This is a genomic window from Streptomyces sp. NPDC046876, assembly GCF_040645035.1.
In the GTDB taxonomy this organism is placed as follows: Bacteria; Actinomycetota; Actinomycetes; order Streptomycetales; family Streptomycetaceae; genus Streptomyces.
Map to the genome: position 1 here is coordinate 48397 of NZ_JBEYXK010000008.1, position 18447 is coordinate 66843.

At 72.6% G+C, this 18447-nt stretch carries 13 protein-coding genes; 2 read left to right on the forward strand and 11 right to left on the reverse strand.

Translation table 11 applies throughout. From position 1 onward, the window contains the following. Positions 1-35: 35 nt before the first annotated feature. The 4 genes from ABZ924_RS07440 to ABZ924_RS07455 all read right to left on the reverse strand — a co-directional run bounded on the left by ABZ924_RS07440 (position 36) and on the right by ABZ924_RS07455 (position 8022). Positions 36-1979 carry an acyl-CoA dehydrogenase family protein gene (locus tag ABZ924_RS07440; RefSeq protein WP_361905521.1) on the reverse strand — a complete coding sequence of 648 codons (1944 nt, stop codon included), beginning with the start codon at positions 1977-1979 and terminating at the stop codon, positions 36-38. A 192-nt stretch (positions 1980-2171) separates the two neighbouring features. After that, the gene (locus tag ABZ924_RS07445; protein ID WP_361905524.1) at positions 2172-3617 is read right to left on the reverse strand and encodes an aldehyde dehydrogenase family protein; all 1446 of its coding nucleotides are present in this window, start codon (positions 3615-3617) and stop codon (positions 2172-2174) included. A 218-nt stretch (positions 3618-3835) separates the two neighbouring features. Beyond that, positions 3836-5416 (reverse strand): PucR family transcriptional regulator, encoded by a 1581-nt coding sequence (locus ABZ924_RS07450; RefSeq protein WP_361905527.1) that lies wholly within the window; start codon positions 5414-5416, stop codon positions 3836-3838. Between the two features lie 143 nt (positions 5417-5559). Beyond that, positions 5560-8022: an ATP/GTP-binding protein gene (locus ABZ924_RS07455; protein ID WP_361905529.1), complete on the reverse strand. Its 2463-nt coding sequence runs from the start codon at positions 8020-8022 to the stop codon at positions 5560-5562. 258 nt (positions 8023-8280) lie between these two features. Between ABZ924_RS07455 and gabT the strand changes: the two genes are divergently transcribed. Both gabT and ABZ924_RS07465 read left to right on the forward strand, forming a co-directional pair. Next, positions 8281-9615 (forward strand): 4-aminobutyrate--2-oxoglutarate transaminase, encoded by a 1335-nt coding sequence (gabT, locus tag ABZ924_RS07460; RefSeq protein WP_361905532.1) that lies wholly within the window; start codon positions 8281-8283, stop codon positions 9613-9615. Between the two features lie 448 nt (positions 9616-10063). Beyond that, on the forward strand, positions 10064-10525 hold the full coding sequence (locus ABZ924_RS07465; protein ID WP_361905535.1) for a phosphatase PAP2 family protein: 462 nt from the start codon (positions 10064-10066) through the stop codon (positions 10523-10525). Positions 10526-10566: 41 nt separating this feature from the next. Here the strand turns inward: ABZ924_RS07465 and ABZ924_RS07470 are convergent, their stop codons facing one another. The 7 genes from ABZ924_RS07470 to ABZ924_RS07500 all read right to left on the reverse strand — a co-directional run bounded on the left by ABZ924_RS07470 (position 10567) and on the right by ABZ924_RS07500 (position 18411). Next, positions 10567-11043 (reverse strand): hypothetical protein, encoded by a 477-nt coding sequence (locus tag ABZ924_RS07470; RefSeq protein ID WP_361905537.1) that lies wholly within the window; start codon positions 11041-11043, stop codon positions 10567-10569. A gap of 155 nt (positions 11044-11198) precedes the next feature. Continuing rightward, entirely contained in the window at positions 11199-12617 is a 1419-nt protein-coding gene (locus ABZ924_RS07475) for an FAD-dependent oxidoreductase (RefSeq protein ID WP_361905539.1), read from the reverse strand. Between the two features lie 21 nt (positions 12618-12638). Next, complete coding sequence (locus ABZ924_RS07480; protein WP_361905542.1) at positions 12639-13433, reverse strand: ABC transporter permease; 795 nt, start codon at positions 13431-13433, stop codon at positions 12639-12641. Further along, the gene (locus tag ABZ924_RS07485) at positions 13433-14362 is read right to left on the reverse strand and encodes an ABC transporter permease (RefSeq protein ID WP_361905545.1); all 930 of its coding nucleotides are present in this window, start codon (positions 14360-14362) and stop codon (positions 13433-13435) included. Before ABZ924_RS07485 ends, ABZ924_RS07480 begins: the two co-directional genes overlap by 1 nt. Continuing rightward, positions 14359-15528 (reverse strand): ABC transporter ATP-binding protein, encoded by a 1170-nt coding sequence (locus ABZ924_RS07490; RefSeq protein WP_361905548.1) that lies wholly within the window; start codon positions 15526-15528, stop codon positions 14359-14361. Before ABZ924_RS07490 ends, ABZ924_RS07485 begins: the two co-directional genes overlap by 4 nt. Before the next feature lie 69 nt (positions 15529-15597). Beyond that, positions 15598-16845 carry a spermidine/putrescine ABC transporter substrate-binding protein gene (locus ABZ924_RS07495; RefSeq protein WP_361905551.1) on the reverse strand — a complete coding sequence of 416 codons (1248 nt, stop codon included), beginning with the start codon at positions 16843-16845 and terminating at the stop codon, positions 15598-15600. A 51-nt stretch (positions 16846-16896) separates the two neighbouring features. Then, entirely contained in the window at positions 16897-18411 is a 1515-nt protein-coding gene (locus ABZ924_RS07500; protein ID WP_361905554.1) for a gamma-aminobutyraldehyde dehydrogenase, read from the reverse strand. Between the last annotated feature and the right edge of the window lie 36 nt (positions 18412-18447).

The following is an 18447-nucleotide window of genomic DNA, read 5'->3' on the forward strand; positions in this document are numbered from 1 at the left end:
GTACGCCTCCCCCGGCGCCCGGCGATCATCGCAGGTCAGCGGAGTGGGCGGTGAACGTTTTCGCGGGTGGACGGGCCGGGGGCGGCGTCGGCGATCCAGGGGCCGTCGCCGGAGGGGTCGAGGACGCCTTCCTCGAGCCAGGTGTAGGTGCCGGAGAGCACGCCGGCGACGACCTTGCGGTCCAGGTCGTCGGTGTTGCTCCACAGCCGGCCGAAGAGCTCCTCGACGCGGATGCGGGACTGCCGGCAGAAGGCGTCGGCGAGCTGGTAGGCCTCGCGGCCGTGCTCGCCCGTGGCGCGCAGGTGCTCGGCGCGGACACAGGCCGCGCTCATCGCGAAGAGTTCGGCGCCGATGTCGACGATCCGGCCGAGGAAGCCCTGCTTGGTCTCCATGCGGCCCTGCCAGCGGGACATGGCGTAGAAGGTCGAGCGGGCGAGTTTGCGGGCGCTGCGCTCGACGTAGCGCAGGTGGGTGGCGAGGTCGGGGTGGCCGGCGGGGTGGAACTCGCGGTAGGTGCCGGGGACCTGGCCGGCGCCGGCGGCCAGCTTGGGCAACCAGCGGGCGTAGAACCCGGCGGCGCGGGCGCCCGCCCTGGCCTTGTCGCCGAGGTCCTTCTCGGGGTCGATGAGGTCGCCGGCGACCGACAGGTGGGCGTCGACGGCCTCGCGGGCGATGAGCAGGTGCATGATCTCGGTGGAGCCCTCGAAGATCCGGTTGATGCGCAGGTCGCGCAGCATCTGCTCGGCGGGGACGGCCCGCTCGCCGCGGGCGGCCAGCGAATCGGCGGTCTCGAAGCCGCGCCCGCCGCGGATCTGGACGAGTTCGTCGGCCATCAGGCAGGCCATCTCGGAGCCGTAGAGCTTGGCGAGGGCGGCTTCGATGCGGATGTCGTTGCGGTCCTCGTCGGCCATCTGGGAGGCGAGGTCGACGACGGCCTCCAGGGCGAAGGTGGTCGCGGCGATGAAGGAGATCTTGGAGCCGACGGCCTCGTGCCGGGCGACGGGGCGGCCCCACTGCTCGCGGACGCCGGACCACTCGCGGGCGATCTTCAGGCACCATTTGCCGGCGCCGACGCACATGGCGGGCAGGGACAGCCGGCCGGTGTTGAGGGTGGTCAGCGCGATCTTCAGGCCGGCGCCCTCGGCGCCGATGCGCTGCGAGGCGGGGACCCGGACCCGGTGGAAGCGGGTGACGCCGTTCTCCAGACCGCGCAGGCCCATGAAGGCGTTGCGGTGCTCGACGGTGATGCCCGGCGAGTCGGCCTCGACGACGAAGGCGGTGATGCCGCCGCGGTGGTTCTCCGACTTCGGCACCCGGGCCATGACGACGAGGAGGTCCGCGACGACCCCGTTGGTGGTCCACAGCTTGACCCCGTCGAGGACGTAGGCGTCGTCGCCGTCGGGGACCGCGGTGGTGGCCAGGCGGGCGGGGTCGGAGCCGACGTCGGGCTCGGTGAGGAGGAAGGCGCTGATGGCGGTGGTCGCGCAGCGCGGCAGGAAGGCTTCCTTCTGCTCCTGCGTGCCGAACATCTTCAGCGGCTGCGGCACGCCGATCGACTGGTGCGCGGAGAGCAGGGCGCCGATGGCGGGGCTGGCGGTGCCGACGAGGGCCAGCGCCTTGTTGTAGTACACCTGGGTCAGGCCCAGGCCCCCGTACTTGGGGTCGATCTTCATGCCGAGGGCGCCGAGCTCCTTGAGGCCGCGGATGGTCTCGTCGGGGATCCGCGCCTCGCGCTCGATGCGGGCGCCGTCGATCTCGGTCTCGCAGAACGCGCGCAGCCGGGCCAGGAAGGCCTCGCCGCGCCGGACGTCCTCGTCGGCGGGCAGCGGGTGCGGGTGGATCAGGTCGAGTCGGAACCGCCCGAGGAAGAGTTCCTTGGCGAAGCTGGGCTTGCGCCAGTCCTGCTCCCGGGCCGCTTCCGCGACCTGCCGTGCCTCGCGCTCGGTCACCTTGGGCTGTGCGGGCTGTGTTGCGGACATGAGGGGGCTCACCTCGCCGCCGGAGTCGGTGGTACCGGCCTACCGGCCGGTGCTACCTGTGAGTCGTACCCGCTGCGCCGTCCCGGGAAAAGCGGGGTTGGGCAGGGCGGGCGAATCCGCGGGGCAAAAGAGGGACGGCCGGAGCCCCCGCACAGTAGGCTCCGGCCGTCGGTCCGTGACCGTACGAGTCGGTCAGATGTCGAGGCCCGTGAGGACCAGGACGCGCTCGTACGTGTAGTCGTCCATCGCGTAGCGGACGCCCTCGCGGCCCACGCCGGACTGCTTGACGCCGCCGTACGGCATCTGGTCGGCGCGGTAGGACGGCGCGTCGCCGATGATCACGCCGCCGACCTCGAGCTCGCGGTGCGCGCGGAACGCGGTCTGGACGTCGCGGGTGAAGACGCCGGTCTGCAGGCCGAACTTCGAGTCGTTGACGGCGGCGAAGGCCTCGTCGGTGTTCTCGACCTTGGTGATCGTCAGGACCGGGCCGAAGACCTCCTCGGTGGCGAGCTTGACGCCGGCCGGGACCTCCGCGAGGACGGTCGGCTCGACCGAGGCGCCGTCGCGCTTGCCGCCCGTGAGGAGCTTGGCGCCCGCGGAGACGGCCTCGTCGACCCAGGCCTCCACCCGCTTGGCGGCGTCCTCGGAGACGAGCGGGCCGACGTCGGTGGCGTCGTCGGACGGGTCGCCGGTGACCTGGGCCTGGACCTTCGCGACGACCTTCTCGACGAGGCGGTCGTAGACGGAGGCGTCGGCGATCACGCGCTGCACGGAGATGCAGGACTGGCCGGCCTGGTAGTTCGAGAAGGTCGCGATACGGGTCGCGGCCCAGTCGAGGTCGGCCTCGGAGGACCAGTCGTCCAGGACGACGGCGGCGGCGTTGCCGCCGAGCTCCAGGGTGCAGTGCTTGTGGGGCACCGACTGCTGGATGGCGTAGCCGACGGTGTCGGAGCCGGTGAAGGAGATGACCGGGAGGCGGTCGTCCTTGACCAGGGCCGGCATCTTGTCGTTGGCGACCGGCAGGACCGACCAGGAGCCGGCCGGCAGGTCGGTCTCGGCGAGCAGCTCGCCGAGGATCAGGCCGGACAGCGGGGTGGCCGGGGCCGGCTTGAGGATGATCGGCGCGCCGACGGCGATGGCCGGGGCCACCTTGTGGGCGCACAGGTTCAGCGGGAAGTTGAACGGCGCGATGCCGAGGACCGGGCCCTTGACGAAGCGGCGGGTCAGGGCCAGGCGGCCGACGCCGCCGGCGTCGGTGTCCAGGCGCTGGGCCTCTCCGCCGTTGAAGCGGCGGGCTTCCTCCGCGGCGAAGCGGAACACGGAGACCGCACGGCCGACCTCACCGCGCGCCCACTTGATGGGCTTGCCGTTCTCGGCGGAGATCAGCTGGGCGATCTCCTCGGTGCGCTCGGCGAGCCGCTTGGACACGTGGTCCAGGGCGGCGGCACGGACGTGGGCGGGGGTGGCGGAGAACTCCGCCGTCACGGCGTACGCCGCGGCCACGGCCTCTTCGACCTGGGCGTCGGTGGGCACGCTGACGGTGCCGACGAGACGGCCGTCCCACGGGTTGTGGACGTCGAAGCTGTCCTCGCCGGTGGCCTGGCGGCCGGCGAGCCAGAAGGCGTGGGTGGAAGTCATGCGAATCCCGGCCCTTCGGATGTGTGCGGGTCCTTGTCTCCACCAAGGTAGGTCTCCGGGCCGCTTTCGCGGCTTGTCCGCGATGGAGTACCCGGCGGCCGCCCCACGCCGGTTTGTCGCTTTTCCCGCCGCCGGACCGCGGGAAAGGCCGCGCCGGGGACGGGCGGGCCCGGCACGGGCGGGCCCGGCACGGGCGGGCCCGGCACGGACCCGTACGGTCACGAGGGCGTGGCGGCGGCCTTCAGGGCGAGCCAGAGCTCCATGCGGACGTCCGGATCGTCCAGGGAGCGCCCGAGGATCTCCTCGACGCGCCGCATCCGGTAGCGCAGGGTGTGCCGGTGCACCCCGAGGTCGGCCGCGGCGGCGTCCCACTGGCCGTGCCGCGAGAGCCAGGCCTGCAGCGAGGCCACGAGGTCGCCGCGGCCCTTCTCGTCGTGCTCGCGCAGTGCGCGCAGCGTGCCGTCCGCGAAGGCGCGCACGGCCTCGTCGGCGAGCAACGGGAGCACCGATCCGGCGGCCAGGTCCTCGTGCTCGACCAGCGGGCGGCCGCGCCGCCGGGCCACGGCCAGGGCCTGGTCGGCCTGCTTGTACGCGGTCGCGACGCCCGGCGGCCCGGTGGGCGCGGAGAGCCCGATGACCAGCTCGTCCGGCTCGGGCCCGGAGGAGTCCCGGCCGCGCCGCGACTCCAGTGCCTCCGCGTGGTCGGCGCAGGCCTGTACGGCGGCGCCCCCGTCCACGGCGAGGATCACCAGCCGCTCCGGCTCCGGCACCACGAGCAGCGCCTCACCGCTGCGGCCGGCCGCGGACTCCGCGGTGTCGGCGAGCAGCGCGAGCCCTTCCGGCTGGGCGGTCCCCGGCAATGCCGGCTCGGCCACGACCAGCCGGAACGGCGTGTCCAGCAGGGTCCCGTAGAGGTCGCCGGCGACGGTGCGCGCGTGCTCGGCCTCCCCGGCCAGCAGCATCCGCAGCACCGCCGCCCCCAGCCGGGATTCGGCGTCGTGCAGCGACCGCGAGCGCTCGGTGGTGAGGGTCAGCAGGGCCACGGCGGAGTGGACGGCGTACCGCTCGGCGGTGCCGAGCGGGGCCGCGGTGCCCACGGCCAGCGCCCCGCGGGCCCGCCGGCCCGTGCCCAGGGACTGCAGTTCGACGCGGTCCTCGGCGCCGCCGACCACGGCGCTGGCCGGGGCGGGCCGCTCGCGCAGCCGCTCCACGTCGGGGGTGAGCCGGGCGGCGCGGCGCGCGGCCCACTCCGGGGCGGCGGCGACCACCGCGCCGGAGGTGTCGTACAGGGCGGCCCAGCCCTGGACGTGCGCGGCGAGCCGGGCCAGCAGCTCGGCGGGGCCGTCGGCAGAGAGCGCGGCGCGGGTGAGCTCGCGCTGCGCCTCGAAGCCGGCGGTCACGGCGCGGTACTGGTCCGCCGCGAGCGCCGCGGAGACGGCCTTGCTGATGGCGAGGAACGGGGTCCTGCGCGGCACTTCCAGCAGCGGGAGGTCCTCGGTGCGGGCGGCGTCGACCAGGGCCTCGGGGATCTGCTCGTAGTTGACGCCGACGGCGAAGCCGATGCCGACGACGCCGGCCGCGGCGAGGCGGCGTACGTAGCGGCGCATCTCCTGCGGGTCCTCGGCGTCCAGCTTCATCGCGGTGATCAGCAGGAGCTCCCCGCCCTCCATGTAGGGGACGGGGTCGGCGAGCTCGCTGACGTGGGCCCAGCGCACGGGGGTGTCGAGGCGGCCCTCCCCCGCCCGGACGCTGAGCTTGAGCGCCGAATGCTGGACGAGTGAGGCGAGGGTGAGCGGCATCGGTACCAGGGGCCTTAAGGGGGGAGAGGCGGTGGAAGTGGCGGGAGTGCCAGGAGTGGCGATGACAGCAGGAGAGGCGACGGAGAATTTCGCCTTGTCGTATGAACGGCTCCCCTCGATTCTGCCACCCCGTACGGTTCGGCTCAGCCCGTCCGGCCGGCGTCGCCGAGGCCGACCAGCACCGGAGCCGCCCGCTCCCCCGTGACGGTGGTCAGCGAGACCACGGCGTGGCCGGGCGGCACGGTGTTGGCCAGGGCCGAGGCGGACCAGCGCTCCCGCTCGACCTGGCGCACGGTGACCGCGTCCGTGGTCACGTCCTTGCCGCTGATGAGCTTGCGCACGCCGTGCATCAGCCGGGTCATGGGCCGTTCGGCGTAGACCTGGCGGCTGGTGACGTCCCGGGTCTCGATCAGCTCGGTGCCCCAGGCGTCGGCGAACTGCCGGCCGTCCCAGGTGGTGATCCCGGAGAACGCGATCCGGCAGCCGACCGCCCCGAGCAGCTGGGTGCGCAGCTGCTCGGGTACGTCGTCCAGCGTGCGCAGGGTCAGCAGGACGCCCGCGTGGGCGGAGCGCAGCCGCTGCAGGCCGCGGACGGTCTGCGGGGTCAGGGTGTGCGAGGCGTCGTCGAAGGCCAGGAACGCGAACAGCGAGCGGTCCGCACGGGCGGTGGCGGAGGCGGTGAACTGCGCCAGCAGCAGCCGGGCCAGCAGCCGCGAGGCGTCCGGGTGGGCCCGCTCGGGCAGGTCGATGCGGACCCGCACGGGGTGTTCGAGGGAGCGCAGGGAGAAGGGGCGGCTGCCGCCGGCGGTGTCGAAGAAGCCGTGGAAGGCGGGCCGGTCCAGGAGCCCGACCCGGTCGGCGAGGACGGGTCCGGGGTCGCCGTGGGTTCCGTGCTGCCGCTCCCGGGCGTCGAGTTCGCGCAGCATGGCCGGCTGTCCGGCGTCCTCCAGGACGCGGCGCAGCGCGTCGAGCGGGCCGGGGGCCCGGTCGAGGAGCTCGCGCAGTTCGGCCACGGCGGGGAAGCGGCCGTACGCGGTCCGGAACGGCCCGAGGAGCTGGGCGAGGGCGGTCGCTGCCCGGCGGGCGTCGGTGCCGGGGAGGTCGCCGACGAAGGCCTCGGCGAGCAGGGAGGCGGCTTCGTCGGGGTCTGCGGTGCCGCCGTAGAGGTCGAGGTCGTGGACGGACGCGGGATCGCCGGGGCGGACCACGACGTCGTAGCCGTCGTCGGGGCCGAGGCCGGCTCCGGCGGCGCCGACGGCGATCACGGCCGCCTGGCCGGCGAGGGCCTGGAGCGCCAGCGACTCCACGACCGGCCGGACCAGAAGGTGCGTCTTGCCGGCGCCGGAGGGCCCGACGGCGAGCACCGAGGTGCCCAGCACGGCGGGCTCCAGGGCGAGGCCGGTCCCGCGCCGCTCGTACGGGTTGGACCCGGCGCCGGTGACGCGGCCGATCCGGACCTGGGAGACGGCCAGGTCGTGGGCGGCGGTGCGCACGGGCAGGTCGCGCGCCTTCGAGGGGTGCGCGCAGGCCGCCGCGCCGTGGTCCCGGACGGACTGCACGAAGGCGGCCCGGCGGGAGGGGTCGGCCTGCACCGAGGCGAAGGCCCGCCGGATCCGGGCGTGGTCGACGTCGTTCATGCGCCCGGAGTCGGCCTCGGCGGCGAGCCGGTCGGCGGACTCCTCGAGCCCGGCGGCGCGCAGCTGCGGCCAGGCGGCCGGATCGTCCGGGCCGCCCGGGACCACGGCCTCGGCCGCGGCGGGGCTCCCCCCGGCGGCGGTCCGGGCCGCGCCGAGGAGGCCGGCCCAGCCGCCGAGGCGGGCGAAGACGTAGAGGACGGGGAGGTAGATGACGGCGTAGAGGGCGTAGGTGATCACCGAGCCGGCGAAGCCGCCGAGCTCCTGGTAGGGCAGGTGGCCGAAGGCCAGCGGGTAGACCGGCAGCACCTCGTTCTCGATCAGCGCCACGACCACCAGGGCCCCGGCCGCGGCGGCCAGCGCCCGGGGCCAGGGGCCGCGGGCGGCGATGTGCTCGTCGAAGGCGGCCCGCCAGCGGCCGAGCCGGGCGAAGAAGAGGAACATGCCGACCGAGATCAGCAGTTCGTAGAGCTCCAGGGCGGCCTGGCCGCGGTGGTCCACCGGCAGGGGCTGGTAGTCCCCGGTCCACCAGCTCTGCGGGGTGAAGAAGTGCAGGGGCGCGCCGACGAACGGCAGGCCGCCCTCCAGGAACAGCCGCCAGCAGACGAAGCCGACGAGGAAGGCGATCACGACCCGGAGCAGCACGGACCGGCCGGTGCCCTCGGGCTTCCTCGCGGCCGGGACGTAGCCGTGGCGCCAGATCCCGGGCTCGGCCTCCGGCCGCGGGACGCGCAGCCAGGCGGTGAGCGCGGAGCCGGCCGCACCCTTGCCCGGGTCCCGGCCCGCAGCGGCGGCCGCAGGCGCGCCGGGTGCACGGTCGGGCGGCGGCGGGGCCGCGGCCGGGCGCGGCGGGTGCGGCGGCAGCGCCGGGGGCGGCCCGGCGGGGCGGGGCACCTGTGCCCCGGCGGCGTCCGCGCCGGGCGGTGCCCCCTGCCCGCCCTGGCTGTGCCCGTACGTGCCCTCGCGCTCCATGAAACCCCTGCCCCCTGCCCGTGCCTGTCCTGCGTCGCTCAATGTAGTTGTCCGGACGCGGCTGCGGGTGGGTACCGGCCCGTACCCGTGTGCGGCGTCGCAGGGCCAACGAGACAGGCGCGGTGTCCTTCCTATGGCCGTCGCGGACAAGGACACGCGCAGATCACTCCCGAACGGAGCATGCCGTACCCCCTCCCCCGGGCCTAGCCTGCGGACAAAGACACAAGTGCGTCCGAAAACACCCCCCAGGAGCCCTCCATGACTGCTGTACCGCAGGAGCGCAAGCTCGTCACCGCGATCCCCGGCCCCAAGTCGCAGGAGCTGCAGGCCCGCCGCCTCGACGCGGTCGCCGGTGGCGTGGGCTCCGTCCTCCCCGTCTTCACGCAGCGCCTCGACGGCGGCATCCTCGAGGACGTCGACGGCAACCGCCTGATCGACTTCGGCTCCGGCATCGCCGTGACCTCGGTCGGCGGCTCCGCCGAGGCCGTCGTGCGCCGCGCCACCGCGCAGCTCGCCGACTTCACCCACACCTGTTTCATGGTCACCCCGTACGAGGGCTACGTGGAGGTCTGCGAGGCGCTGGCCGAGCTGACCCCGGGCGACCACGCCAAGAAGTCGGCCCTGTTCAACTCCGGCGCCGAGGCCGTCGAGAACGCCGTCAAGATCGCGCGTGCGTACACCAAGCGCCAGGCCGTCGTCGTCTTCGACCACGGCTACCACGGCCGCACCAACCTGACGATGGCGCTGACCGCCAAGAACATGCCGTACAAGCACGGCTTCGGCCCGTTCGCCCCCGAGGTCTACCGCGTCCCGGTCGCGTACGGCTACCGCTGGCCCACCGGCGCCGAGAACTGCGGCCCCGAGGCCGCCGCCCAGGCGATCGACCAGATCACCAAGCAGATCGGCGCCGAGAACGTCGCCGCGATCATCATCGAGCCGGTCCTCGGCGAGGGCGGCTTCATCGAGCCGGCCAAGGGCTTCCTGCCGGCGATCGTGAAGTTCGCCAACGACAACGGCATCGTCTTCGTCGCGGACGAGATCCAGTCCGGCTTCTGCCGCACCGGCCAGTGGTTCGCCTGCGAGGACGAGGGCATCGTCCCGGACCTGATCACCACCGCCAAGGGCATCGCCGGCGGTCTGCCGCTGGCCGCCGTGACCGGCCGCGCCGAGATCATGGACGCCCCGCACGCGGGCGGCCTGGGCGGCACCTACGGCGGCAACCCGGTGGCCTGCGCCGGTGCGCTCGGCTCCATCGAGACGATGAAGGAGCTCGACCTCAACGCCAAGGCGAAGAAGATCGAGTCCATCATGAAGTCGCGCCTGTCCGCGATGCAGGAGAAGTACGAGATCATCGGCGACATCCGCGGCCGCGGCGCCATGATCGCCATCGAGCTGGTCAAGGACCCGGAGTCCAAGACCCCGAACCCGGAGGCGGCCGGCGCGCTGGCCAAGGCCTGCCACGCCGAGGGCCTGATCGTCCTCACCTGCGGCACCTACGGCAACGTGCTCCGCTTCCTCCCCCCGATCGTCATCGGCGAGGACCTGCTGAACGAGGGCCTGGACATCATCGAGGCTGCGTTCGCGGGCATCTGAGCGAACATCCGAACACGCGTCCCGGTCGCTACCACCGGTAACGGGCGGGCGCTGTGAAGAAGATGTGGGGGGCCGATGGCAGGACCGCGTTCCTGCTGTCGGTCCCCCTTTCGCTGCCGTACGGTTTCTGCAGATGAGTGAGACACCCCGCTCCCGGGAAACCGGGGGCGACACCGGTACCGGGCTTCCCCAGCGCCGCACCGGGCCTGCGTTCGCGCACTCTCCTCACCGATCGGACGGCCGGACGCCCCAAACCCCCCGGGGCGCACGGCAACCCGATCCGGGCGGCCGTCCCGGAACCATCCCCCCTGTTCCGGGACGGCCGGCCACTTCCCTCCTCTTCCTCCTGCTCCCTTTCCTGGGGCTCGCCCTGACGACCTGGCAGGTCCTGGTCTCGGGCCCGCTGCTCGCCCCGGACGAGCGCCTCAGCCGCGCCCTGGTGCGCGCCGTGCCCGACGCGGTCACCGAGCGCCTCTCCGACCTCGGCAACGTCCAGGTCGCCGTCCCGGTCCTGGCGCTGGCAGCCCTGTACGCCGCCCGGCGCGGCAACCGCCTCGGCGCCCTCGCCGCGGCCCTGGCCATGGCCCTGGTCCCGGCCCTCGTGGTCCCGCTCAAGGAGTGGACCGCCCGCCCGGGGCCGCTGGAGCCGTGGGCCGCCGGCTACTTCCCCTCGGGCCACACCGCCACCGCGGCCGTCGCGTACATCGGCGCGGCCCTGCTGCTGCGCCCGTACACCCGCCGCCCCTGGCCGGTGGCCGTCGCGCTCGCCCTGACGGCGGCGACGGCCTGCGGCCTGATCCTGCGCGGCTGGCACTGGCCGCTGGACGTCCTGGCCAGCCTGCTGCTGTGCCTGCCGCTGCTGTGCGGCGTCGGCCTGGCCGTACGACGGGGTGTCAGACCCCCCGCCTAGTGCTGCGGCCGGCCCGCGCGTCCGGCGGCGGGTCGGGCCGGTCAGGGCCTGCGGCGCCGGTTCCCCGCGGATCCCTCCGCCCGGGAGGCCGCCGCCTCGTGCATCGCGAGCTCCAGCACCGCCGGATCGGTGAGGGTGCCGCGCCCGTCCGGCACCACCAGCCAGCGGACCGAGCCCCTCGCCCGGCCGGGGTACGGGACCGCGATCCAGCTCCCGCGCCCCGCACCCCGTACGCCGGTGCCGATCCAGTGCGCGGCCGTGCCCGCGGGGACGAAGAAGCCCAGCCGGGTGCCGCCGGAGCCGGCGAGCACCGGGCCGGGCCGGGCGGGCAGCAGCTTCAGGACGGCGAGGGCGGAGCGCCCCAGCTCCCCCGGCAGGATCAGCACGTCCCAGTGCCGGCCGGCGGGGAGCAGGACGACCCCGAGGGGGTTGCGCTCCCACTGCCGGCGGCAGGCGTGGGGATCCGGCGCCGCCGAAGCCAGCCATTCCACCGCGGTCCTGATATCCGAGCCCTGCATCGCCCGGCCTCCGTTCCCTGTAGGTGAGGGGTCCTCACCGGGAGAGAGCGGGGCCGGGCGCGGCGATGACGCGGGTTTGCGTACTCCATGGTGGTGAAGCGGCTCACGGCCCGGTCGACGGGCGCGCGCCGGAGCACGCGCCGGCGGACGGCCGGTCAGCTGTCGAAGCCCAGGCCGAACTTGTCCAGCGTCTTCAGCCACAGGTTGCGGCGGCCGCCGCGGGCGTCGGCGCGGGCCAGCGACCACTTGGTGAGGGTGATGCCGGTCCAGGCGAACGGCTCGGGCGGGAACGGCATCGGCCGGGACTTCACCATCTGCAGCTCCGTCCGCTCCGTGCGCGCCCCGTCCAGCAGGTCGAGCATCACGTCGGCGCCGAAGCGGGTGGCCCCGACGCCGAGCCCGGTGTAGCCGGCGGCGTACGCCACCCTGCCGGAGTGCGCGGTGCCGAAGAAGGCGGAGAAGCGCGAGCAGGTGTCGATGGCGCCGCCCCAAGCGTGGCTGAAGTTGATGCCCTCCAGCTGCGGGAACGCGGTGAAGAAGTGCTGGGCGAGCTTCAGGTAGGTCTCGGGGCGGTGGTCGTACTCGGAGTCGAGCCGGCCCTTGTAGGGGTAGACGGCGTCGTAGCCGCCCCACAGGATCCGGTTCTCCGGGGTGATGCGGAAGTAGTGGAACTGGTTGGCGCTGTCGCCCATGCCCTGGCGGCCCTGCCATCCGATGGCCTTCAGCTGCTCGGTGGTCAGCGGCTCCGTCATCAGCGCGTAGTCGTAGACGGGGACGGTGAAGGGGCGGATCCGCTTGACCAGCGAGGGGAAGATGTTGGTGCCGAGGGCGACCCGCCGGGCGAAGATCCGCCCGTAGGGGGTGCGTACGGCCATCCCCGCGCCCGAGGAGGCCAGCGACAGGCCCCGGGTGTTCTCGTAGATCCGCACCCCGAGGTCGAGGCAGGCCCGCTTCAGGCCCCAGGCCAGCTTGGCCGGGTTGAGCATGGCCACGCCGTCGGTGTCCCACAGGCCCGCGAGGAACGTCGGCGAGTCGACCTCGGCGCGCAGCTCGTCGCGGTCCAGCCAGCGCATCCCGCCGGCGAGGCCGAGCTTCTCGGCCTCCTCGTGCAGTTCGCGCAGTTCCTCGACCTGGTGCGGCTCGGTGGCCACGTCGATCTCGCCGGTGCGCTCGAAGTCGCAGTCGATGCCGTAGCGGGCGACGGCCGCCTCGATCTCGTCGAGGTTGCGCGCGCCGAGCTCCTCCAGCTTGGCGAGCTCGCCGGGCCAGCGGGCCAGGCCGTTGGCGAAGCCGTGGGTGAGGGAGGCGGCGCAGAAGCCGCCGTTGCGGCCGGAGGCGGCCCAGCCCGCCTCCTTCGACTCGATCAGGACGACGTCCCGGGCGGGGTCGCGCTCCTTGGCGATGAGCGCGGTCCACAGCCCGCTGTAGCCGCCGCCGATGACCAGCAGGTCGCAGGCCTCGTCGGAGGTCAGGGCCGGCTGCGGGTCGGGGCGGCCGGGGTCGTCCAGCCAGTACGAGACCGGCAGTGCTTCGGAAAGGGATTTCGCAACGCTTCGCATGGCGACTGGGGCCATGTCTTCCAACTCCCTACAGAGTTACTTGGGCTGTGCGTTCTTGCGGCGGTTGCCGGCGATCTGGCCGGCGAGGACCACCAGCACCGCGATGACGAACATCGCCGTGCCGATGACGTTGATCTGCACGGGCGTACCGCGCTGGGCCGATCCCCACACGAACATGGGGAAGGTGACGGTGTTGCCCGAGTTGAAGTTCGTGATGATGAAGTCGTCGAAGGACAGCGCGAAGGACAGCAGTGCGCCCGCCGCGATGCCCGGCGCGGCGATCGGCAGGGTCACCCGCAGGAAGGTCTGCACCGGGCTCGCGTAGAGGTCGCGGGCGGCCTCCTCCAGCCGGGGGTCCATCGACAGCACGCGCGCCTTGACGGCGGCGACGACGAAGCTGAGGCAGAACATGATGTGGGCGATCAGGATCGTCCAGAAGCCCAGCTCGATGCCCATGTTGAGGAACAGGGCGAGCAGCGAGGCCGCCATGACGATCTCGGGCATGGCCATCGGCATGAAGATCAGCGAGTTGACCGCTCCGCGCGCCCGGAACCGGTAGCGGACCAGGGCGAACGCGATGGCGGTGCCGAGCAGGGTGGCGACGAGGGTGGACCACAGGGCGATCTGGAGCGACAGGGACAGCGAGCCGCACAGGTCGGCGACCCCGCACGGGTCCTTCCAGGCGTCGAGCGAGAACTCCTGCCAGGCATAGTTGAAGCGCCCGGTGGGATTGTTGAAGGAGAAGACGGTCACGATCACGTTCGGCAGGATCAGGTACGCGAGCGTGCCCAGGCCGAGGATCACGACGAGGTTGTGGCGGAGCCATTTCATCAGACCAGGTCCTCCGTTCCCGCGCGGCGGATGTAGATCGTGACCATGACCAGGACGACGGCCATGAGGATGAACGACAGCGCGGCGGCCGTCGGGTAGTCGAGGATCCGCAGGTACTGCGACTGGATGACGTTGCCGATCATCCGGGTGTCGGTCGAGCCGAGCAGCTCGGCGTTGACGTAGTCGCCGCTCGCCGGGATGAAGGTGAGCAGGGTCCCGGAGACCACGCCCGGCATGGACAGCGGGAAGGTGACCTTGCGGAAGGTGGTGGCGGGGCGGGCGTACAGGTCCCCGGCGGCCTCGTGGAGGCGGGTGTCGATGCGCTCCAGCGAGGTGTAGAGCGGCAGGATCATGAAGGGGAGGAAGTTGTACGTCAGACCGCAGACCACGGCGAGCGGCGTGGCCAGCACCCGGTCGCCCTGGGTGACCCCGAGCCAGCCGGTGACGTCCAGGAAACCGATCTTGTTGAGGACGGCGACGACGGGTCCGCCGTCGGCCAGGATCGTCTTCCAGGCCAGGGTGCGGATCAGGAAGCTGGTGAAGAACGGGGCGATGACCAGCACCAGCAGCACGTTGCGCCAGCGGCCCGCCCGGAAGGCGATCAGGTAGGCCAGCGGGTAGCCGAGCAGCAGGCACAGCACGGTCGCGGTGCCGGCGTACGCCAGGGAGCGCAGGAACTGCGGCCAGTACTCGGTGAAGGCGTCCCAGTAGGTCCCGAAGTGCCAGGTGACCTCGAAGCCCTTTTCGAGGGAGCCGGTCTGCACCGAGGTGGAGGCCTGGTAGATCATCGGCAGCACGAAGAAGACCAGCAGCCACAGGATGCCGGGCAGCAGCAGCCAGTACGGGACCAGGCGCTTGCGCAGCGACGGCCGGTGGGCCGGGGGTTCGGCGGGGGCGGAGGCCTCGGGCGGGGCGGCGGTGGCGGTCATGCGCCCTCCTCGACCGTCTCGATGCCCGCGTCGCCCATCGTCCCTGCAAGCATGGACTGGGCGGCGTCCAGGCCGAAGGTGTGCTCCGGGTTCCAGTGCAGGACGACCTCGGCGCCGGGGGTCAGGCGGGGGTCGCGCTCGATGTTCTGGACGTACACCTCGAGCTCGGGGCAGACGGGGCTGTCGACGACGAACTGGGTGGAGACTCCGATGAAGGAGGAGTTGGCGATCCTGCCCGTGACCGTGTTGCGGCCGGCCGCGATGGTGTCCCGCTCGGCCGCGGGGACCAGGGAGATCTTCTCGGGGCGCACCCCGACCAGCAGCTTTCCGCCCGCCTTCGGGGTGGTCGAACATCGGGCCGCGGGCAGCCGGAGCCGGGTGTCGGCCGAGCTGACGACCACGTCGCTGCTGCCGGCCTCCAGGACCTCGGCCTCGATGAGGTTCGAGGTGCCGAGGAAGTTGGCGACGAAGGTGGTGCGCGGGTTCTCGTACAGCTCGCCGGGCGCGCCCAGCTGCTCGACGCGGCCGCCGTTCATCACGGCGACCGTGTCGGCCATGGTCATGGCCTCCTCCTGGTCGTGCGTGACGTGCACGAAGGTGATGCCGACCTCGGTCTGGATCCGCTTGAGCTCCAGCTGCATCTGGCGGCGCAGCTTGAGGTCGAGGGCGCCGAGCGGCTCGTCGAGCAGGAGCACCTGGGGGTGGTTGATGAGCGCGCGGGCGACGGCGACGCGCTGCTGCTGGCCGCCGGAGAGCTGGTGCGGCTTGCGCTGGGAGAACTGGCCGAGCTCGACGAGTTCGAGCATCTCCTCGACCTGCTTCTTGACGGACTTGATGCCGCGGCGGCGCAGGCCGAAGGCCACGTTCTCGTAGATGCTCAGGTGCGGGAAGAGGGCGTAGCTCTGGAAGACCGTGTTGACGGGGCGCTTGTACGGAGGCAGCTGGGTGACGTCGCGCTCGCCGAGGTGGACCGTGCCGGTGGAGGGCTCCTCCAGTCCGGCGATCATGCGCAGGGTGGTGGTCTTGCCGCAGCCCGAGGCGCCGAGCAGGGCGAAGAAGGAGCCCTGCGGGATGGTGAGGTCCAACGGGTGCACGGCGGTGAAGGTGCCGTAGTGCTTGCTGATGCCGGCGAGACGTACGTCGCCGCCCGCGGTCTTGTCAGTCATGGGCCTTGAGCCTTCGGTGGTGGTGTGTCGGGGAGGGGTGCGGGGCGCGGGTGCCGCTACGGCGGTCCGTCAGGCTCCGATGAGCTTGGCGAACTTCTCCTCGTACGCGGTCTCTTCCTCGCTGGTGAGCAAGCGGAAGGCGTGGGCCTTGGCGGCCATCTCCTCGTCCGGAATGATCAAGGGGTTGTCCGCGAGCGCAGGATCGATTTTCTCAAGGTCCTTCTTGACCCCTGCGACGGGGCAGACGTAGCTGATGAAGGCCGCCAGCTGGGCCGCGACAGGGGGCTCGTAGTAGTAGTCGATGAGCTTCTCCGCGTTCGCCTTGTGCCGGGCGTGCGCCGGGACGATCAGGTTGTCGCTCGAGGTGATGTAGCCCGGCGCCGGGATCGCGTACTTGATGTCCGGGTTGCCGGCCTGCAGCTGGATGATGTCGCCGGCCCAGGCCAGGCAGGCCGCGATGTCGCCCTTGTCGAGGTCGGAGGTGTAGTCGTTGCCCGTGAAGCGGCGGATCTGCTTGGTGTCCACGCCCTTCTGGAGCCGCCCGATGGCCGCGTCGTAGTCCGCCGTGGTGAAGGTCGCCGGGTCCTTGCCCATGTCGAGCAGGGTCATCCCGACGGTGTCGCGCATCTCGGTGAGGAAGCCGACCCGGCCCTTGAGGGAGGGGTCGTCGAGCAGCTGGGTGACGGAGTCGACCTTCTTGCCGTCCGTGGCCTTGGCGTTGTAGGCGATGACGGTGTCGATGCCGGTCCACGGATAGCTGTAGGCGCGCCCCGGGTCCCAGTCGGGGCTGCGGTACTGCGGGATCAGGTTGGCGTAGGCGTGCGGCAGGTGGGAGGGGTCCAGCTTCTGCGCCCAGCCGAGGCGGATGATGCGGGCGGCGAGCCAGTCGGTGACGACGATCAGGTCGCGGCCGGTGTCCTGGCCGGCCGCGAGCTGCGGGCGGATCTTGCCGAAGAACTCGACGTTGTCGTTGATGTCCTCGGTGTACTTGACCTTGATGCCGGTCCGTTTGGTGAACTCCTCCAGCGTCGGGTGGGTCTTCTCGTCGTCGCTGGTGTCCATGTACTCGGTCCAGTTGGAGAAGTTGATCTCCTTCTCCTGTGCCGAGTGGTCGTCGGAGGCCGCCGCCGTGCCCTCCCGCTTGGCGGGCGGGATGCCGCAGCTGGACAGGGAGGCGAGGCCGCCGAGGGTGAGCGCGCCGACGCCGGAGGCGCGCAGCAGGGAGCGGCGGGTGAGGGCGCCGCGCCCTTCGGTGAGGCTGCGGCGCATCGCGGCGGCCTGCGCCGCCGAGAGGCGATCGGGCTCGAACTGCTCCATGGGCTGTGCCCTTTCGGAAATGGTCGGGCCGCTGGTCAAACGGCCCTGCTGCTATCGGTCCCCGAAGATCGTGCGGTGCCAGTCCTTGGCGGCCACCGCCGTGTTGTCGTACATGACGTGCTTGACCTGCGTGTACTCCTCGAAGGAGTAGGCGCTCATGTCCTTTCCGAAGCCGCTCGCCTTGTAGCCCCCGTGGGGCATCTCGCTGATGATCGGGATGTGGTCGTTCACCCAGACGCAGCCCGCCTTGATCTCGCGGGTGGCGCGGTTCGCCCGGTAGACGTCGCGGCTCCAGGCGGAGGCCGCGAGCCCGTAGGGGGTGTCGTTGGCGAGGGCGATGCCCTCGTCGTCGGTGTCGAAGGGCAGGACGACGAGGACGGGCCCGAAGATCTCGGCCTGCACGACCTCGCTGTCCTGGGCCGCGTCGGCGATGAGGGTGGGCCGGTAGTAGGCGCCCCCGGCGAGCTCGCCGCCCGGGACCTCGCCGCCGGTGACGACGGTGGCGTAGGCGCGGGCGCGCTCGACGAAGCCGGCGACGCGGTCGCGCTGCGCGTGGGAGACCAGCGGGCCGAGGTCGGTCGTCGGCTCGAAGGGGTCGCCCAGGCGGACGCCGGCCATCAGCTCGGCGACGCGGGCGGTGAAGGCCTCGTACAGGGGGCGCTGGACGTAGGCGCGGGTGGCGGCCGTGCAGTCCTGGCCGGTGTTGATCAGGGCGGCGGCGACGGCGCCGTGCGCGGCGGCCTCCGGGTCGGCGTCGTCGAAGACGAGGAAGGGGGCCTTGCCGCCGAGCTCGAGGTGGAGCCGCTTGACGGTGGCGGTGGCGATCTCGGCGACGCGCTTGCCGACGGCCGTGGACCCGGTGAAGGAGGTCATCACCACGTCCGGGTGGCCGACGAGGTGCTCGCCCGCGTCGCGGCCGGCGCCGGTGACGATGTTGATCACGCCGTCGGGGATGCCCGCCTCCCGGGCGGCCTGGGCGAACATCAGGGAGGTCAGCGGGGTGAGCTCGGCGGGCTTGAGGACGATGGTGTTGCCGGCGGCGACGGCCGGGAGGATCTTCCAGGCGGCCATCTGCAGCGGGTAGTTCCACGGGGCGATGGAGCCGATGACGCCGAGGGGCTCGCGGCGCACGTAGGAGGTGTGGTCCGCGGAGTACTCGGCGGCGGCCTGGCCCTGGAGGTGGCGGGCGGCGCCGGCGAAGAAGGCGGTGTTGTCGATGGTCCCCGGCACGTCGAACTCGCTGGTCAGCTTGATCGGCTTGCCGCACTGCAGCGACTCGGCGTACGCGAGGTCCTCGGCCTGCGCGGCCAGTACGGAGGCCAGCCGGTGCAGGGCGTCCGAGCGCTCGCCGGGGGTGGCCGCGGACCAGGCGGGGAAGGCGCGCCGGGCGGCGGCGACGGCGTCGTCCACATCGGCGGTGGAGGCGAGCTCGTAGGTGAGCACCTCCTCTCCGGTGGCGGGGTCGACGACGGTGTGCGACCGTCCGGAGGTACCGGGCCTGAGCCGCCCGTCGATGTACTGCGCGCCGTCGGCGAAGCGTTCCTTGACCTGGAAGCGAATACCCATCACGCTCTCACGCTCTCGTGGCTTCAGCTCGAATTG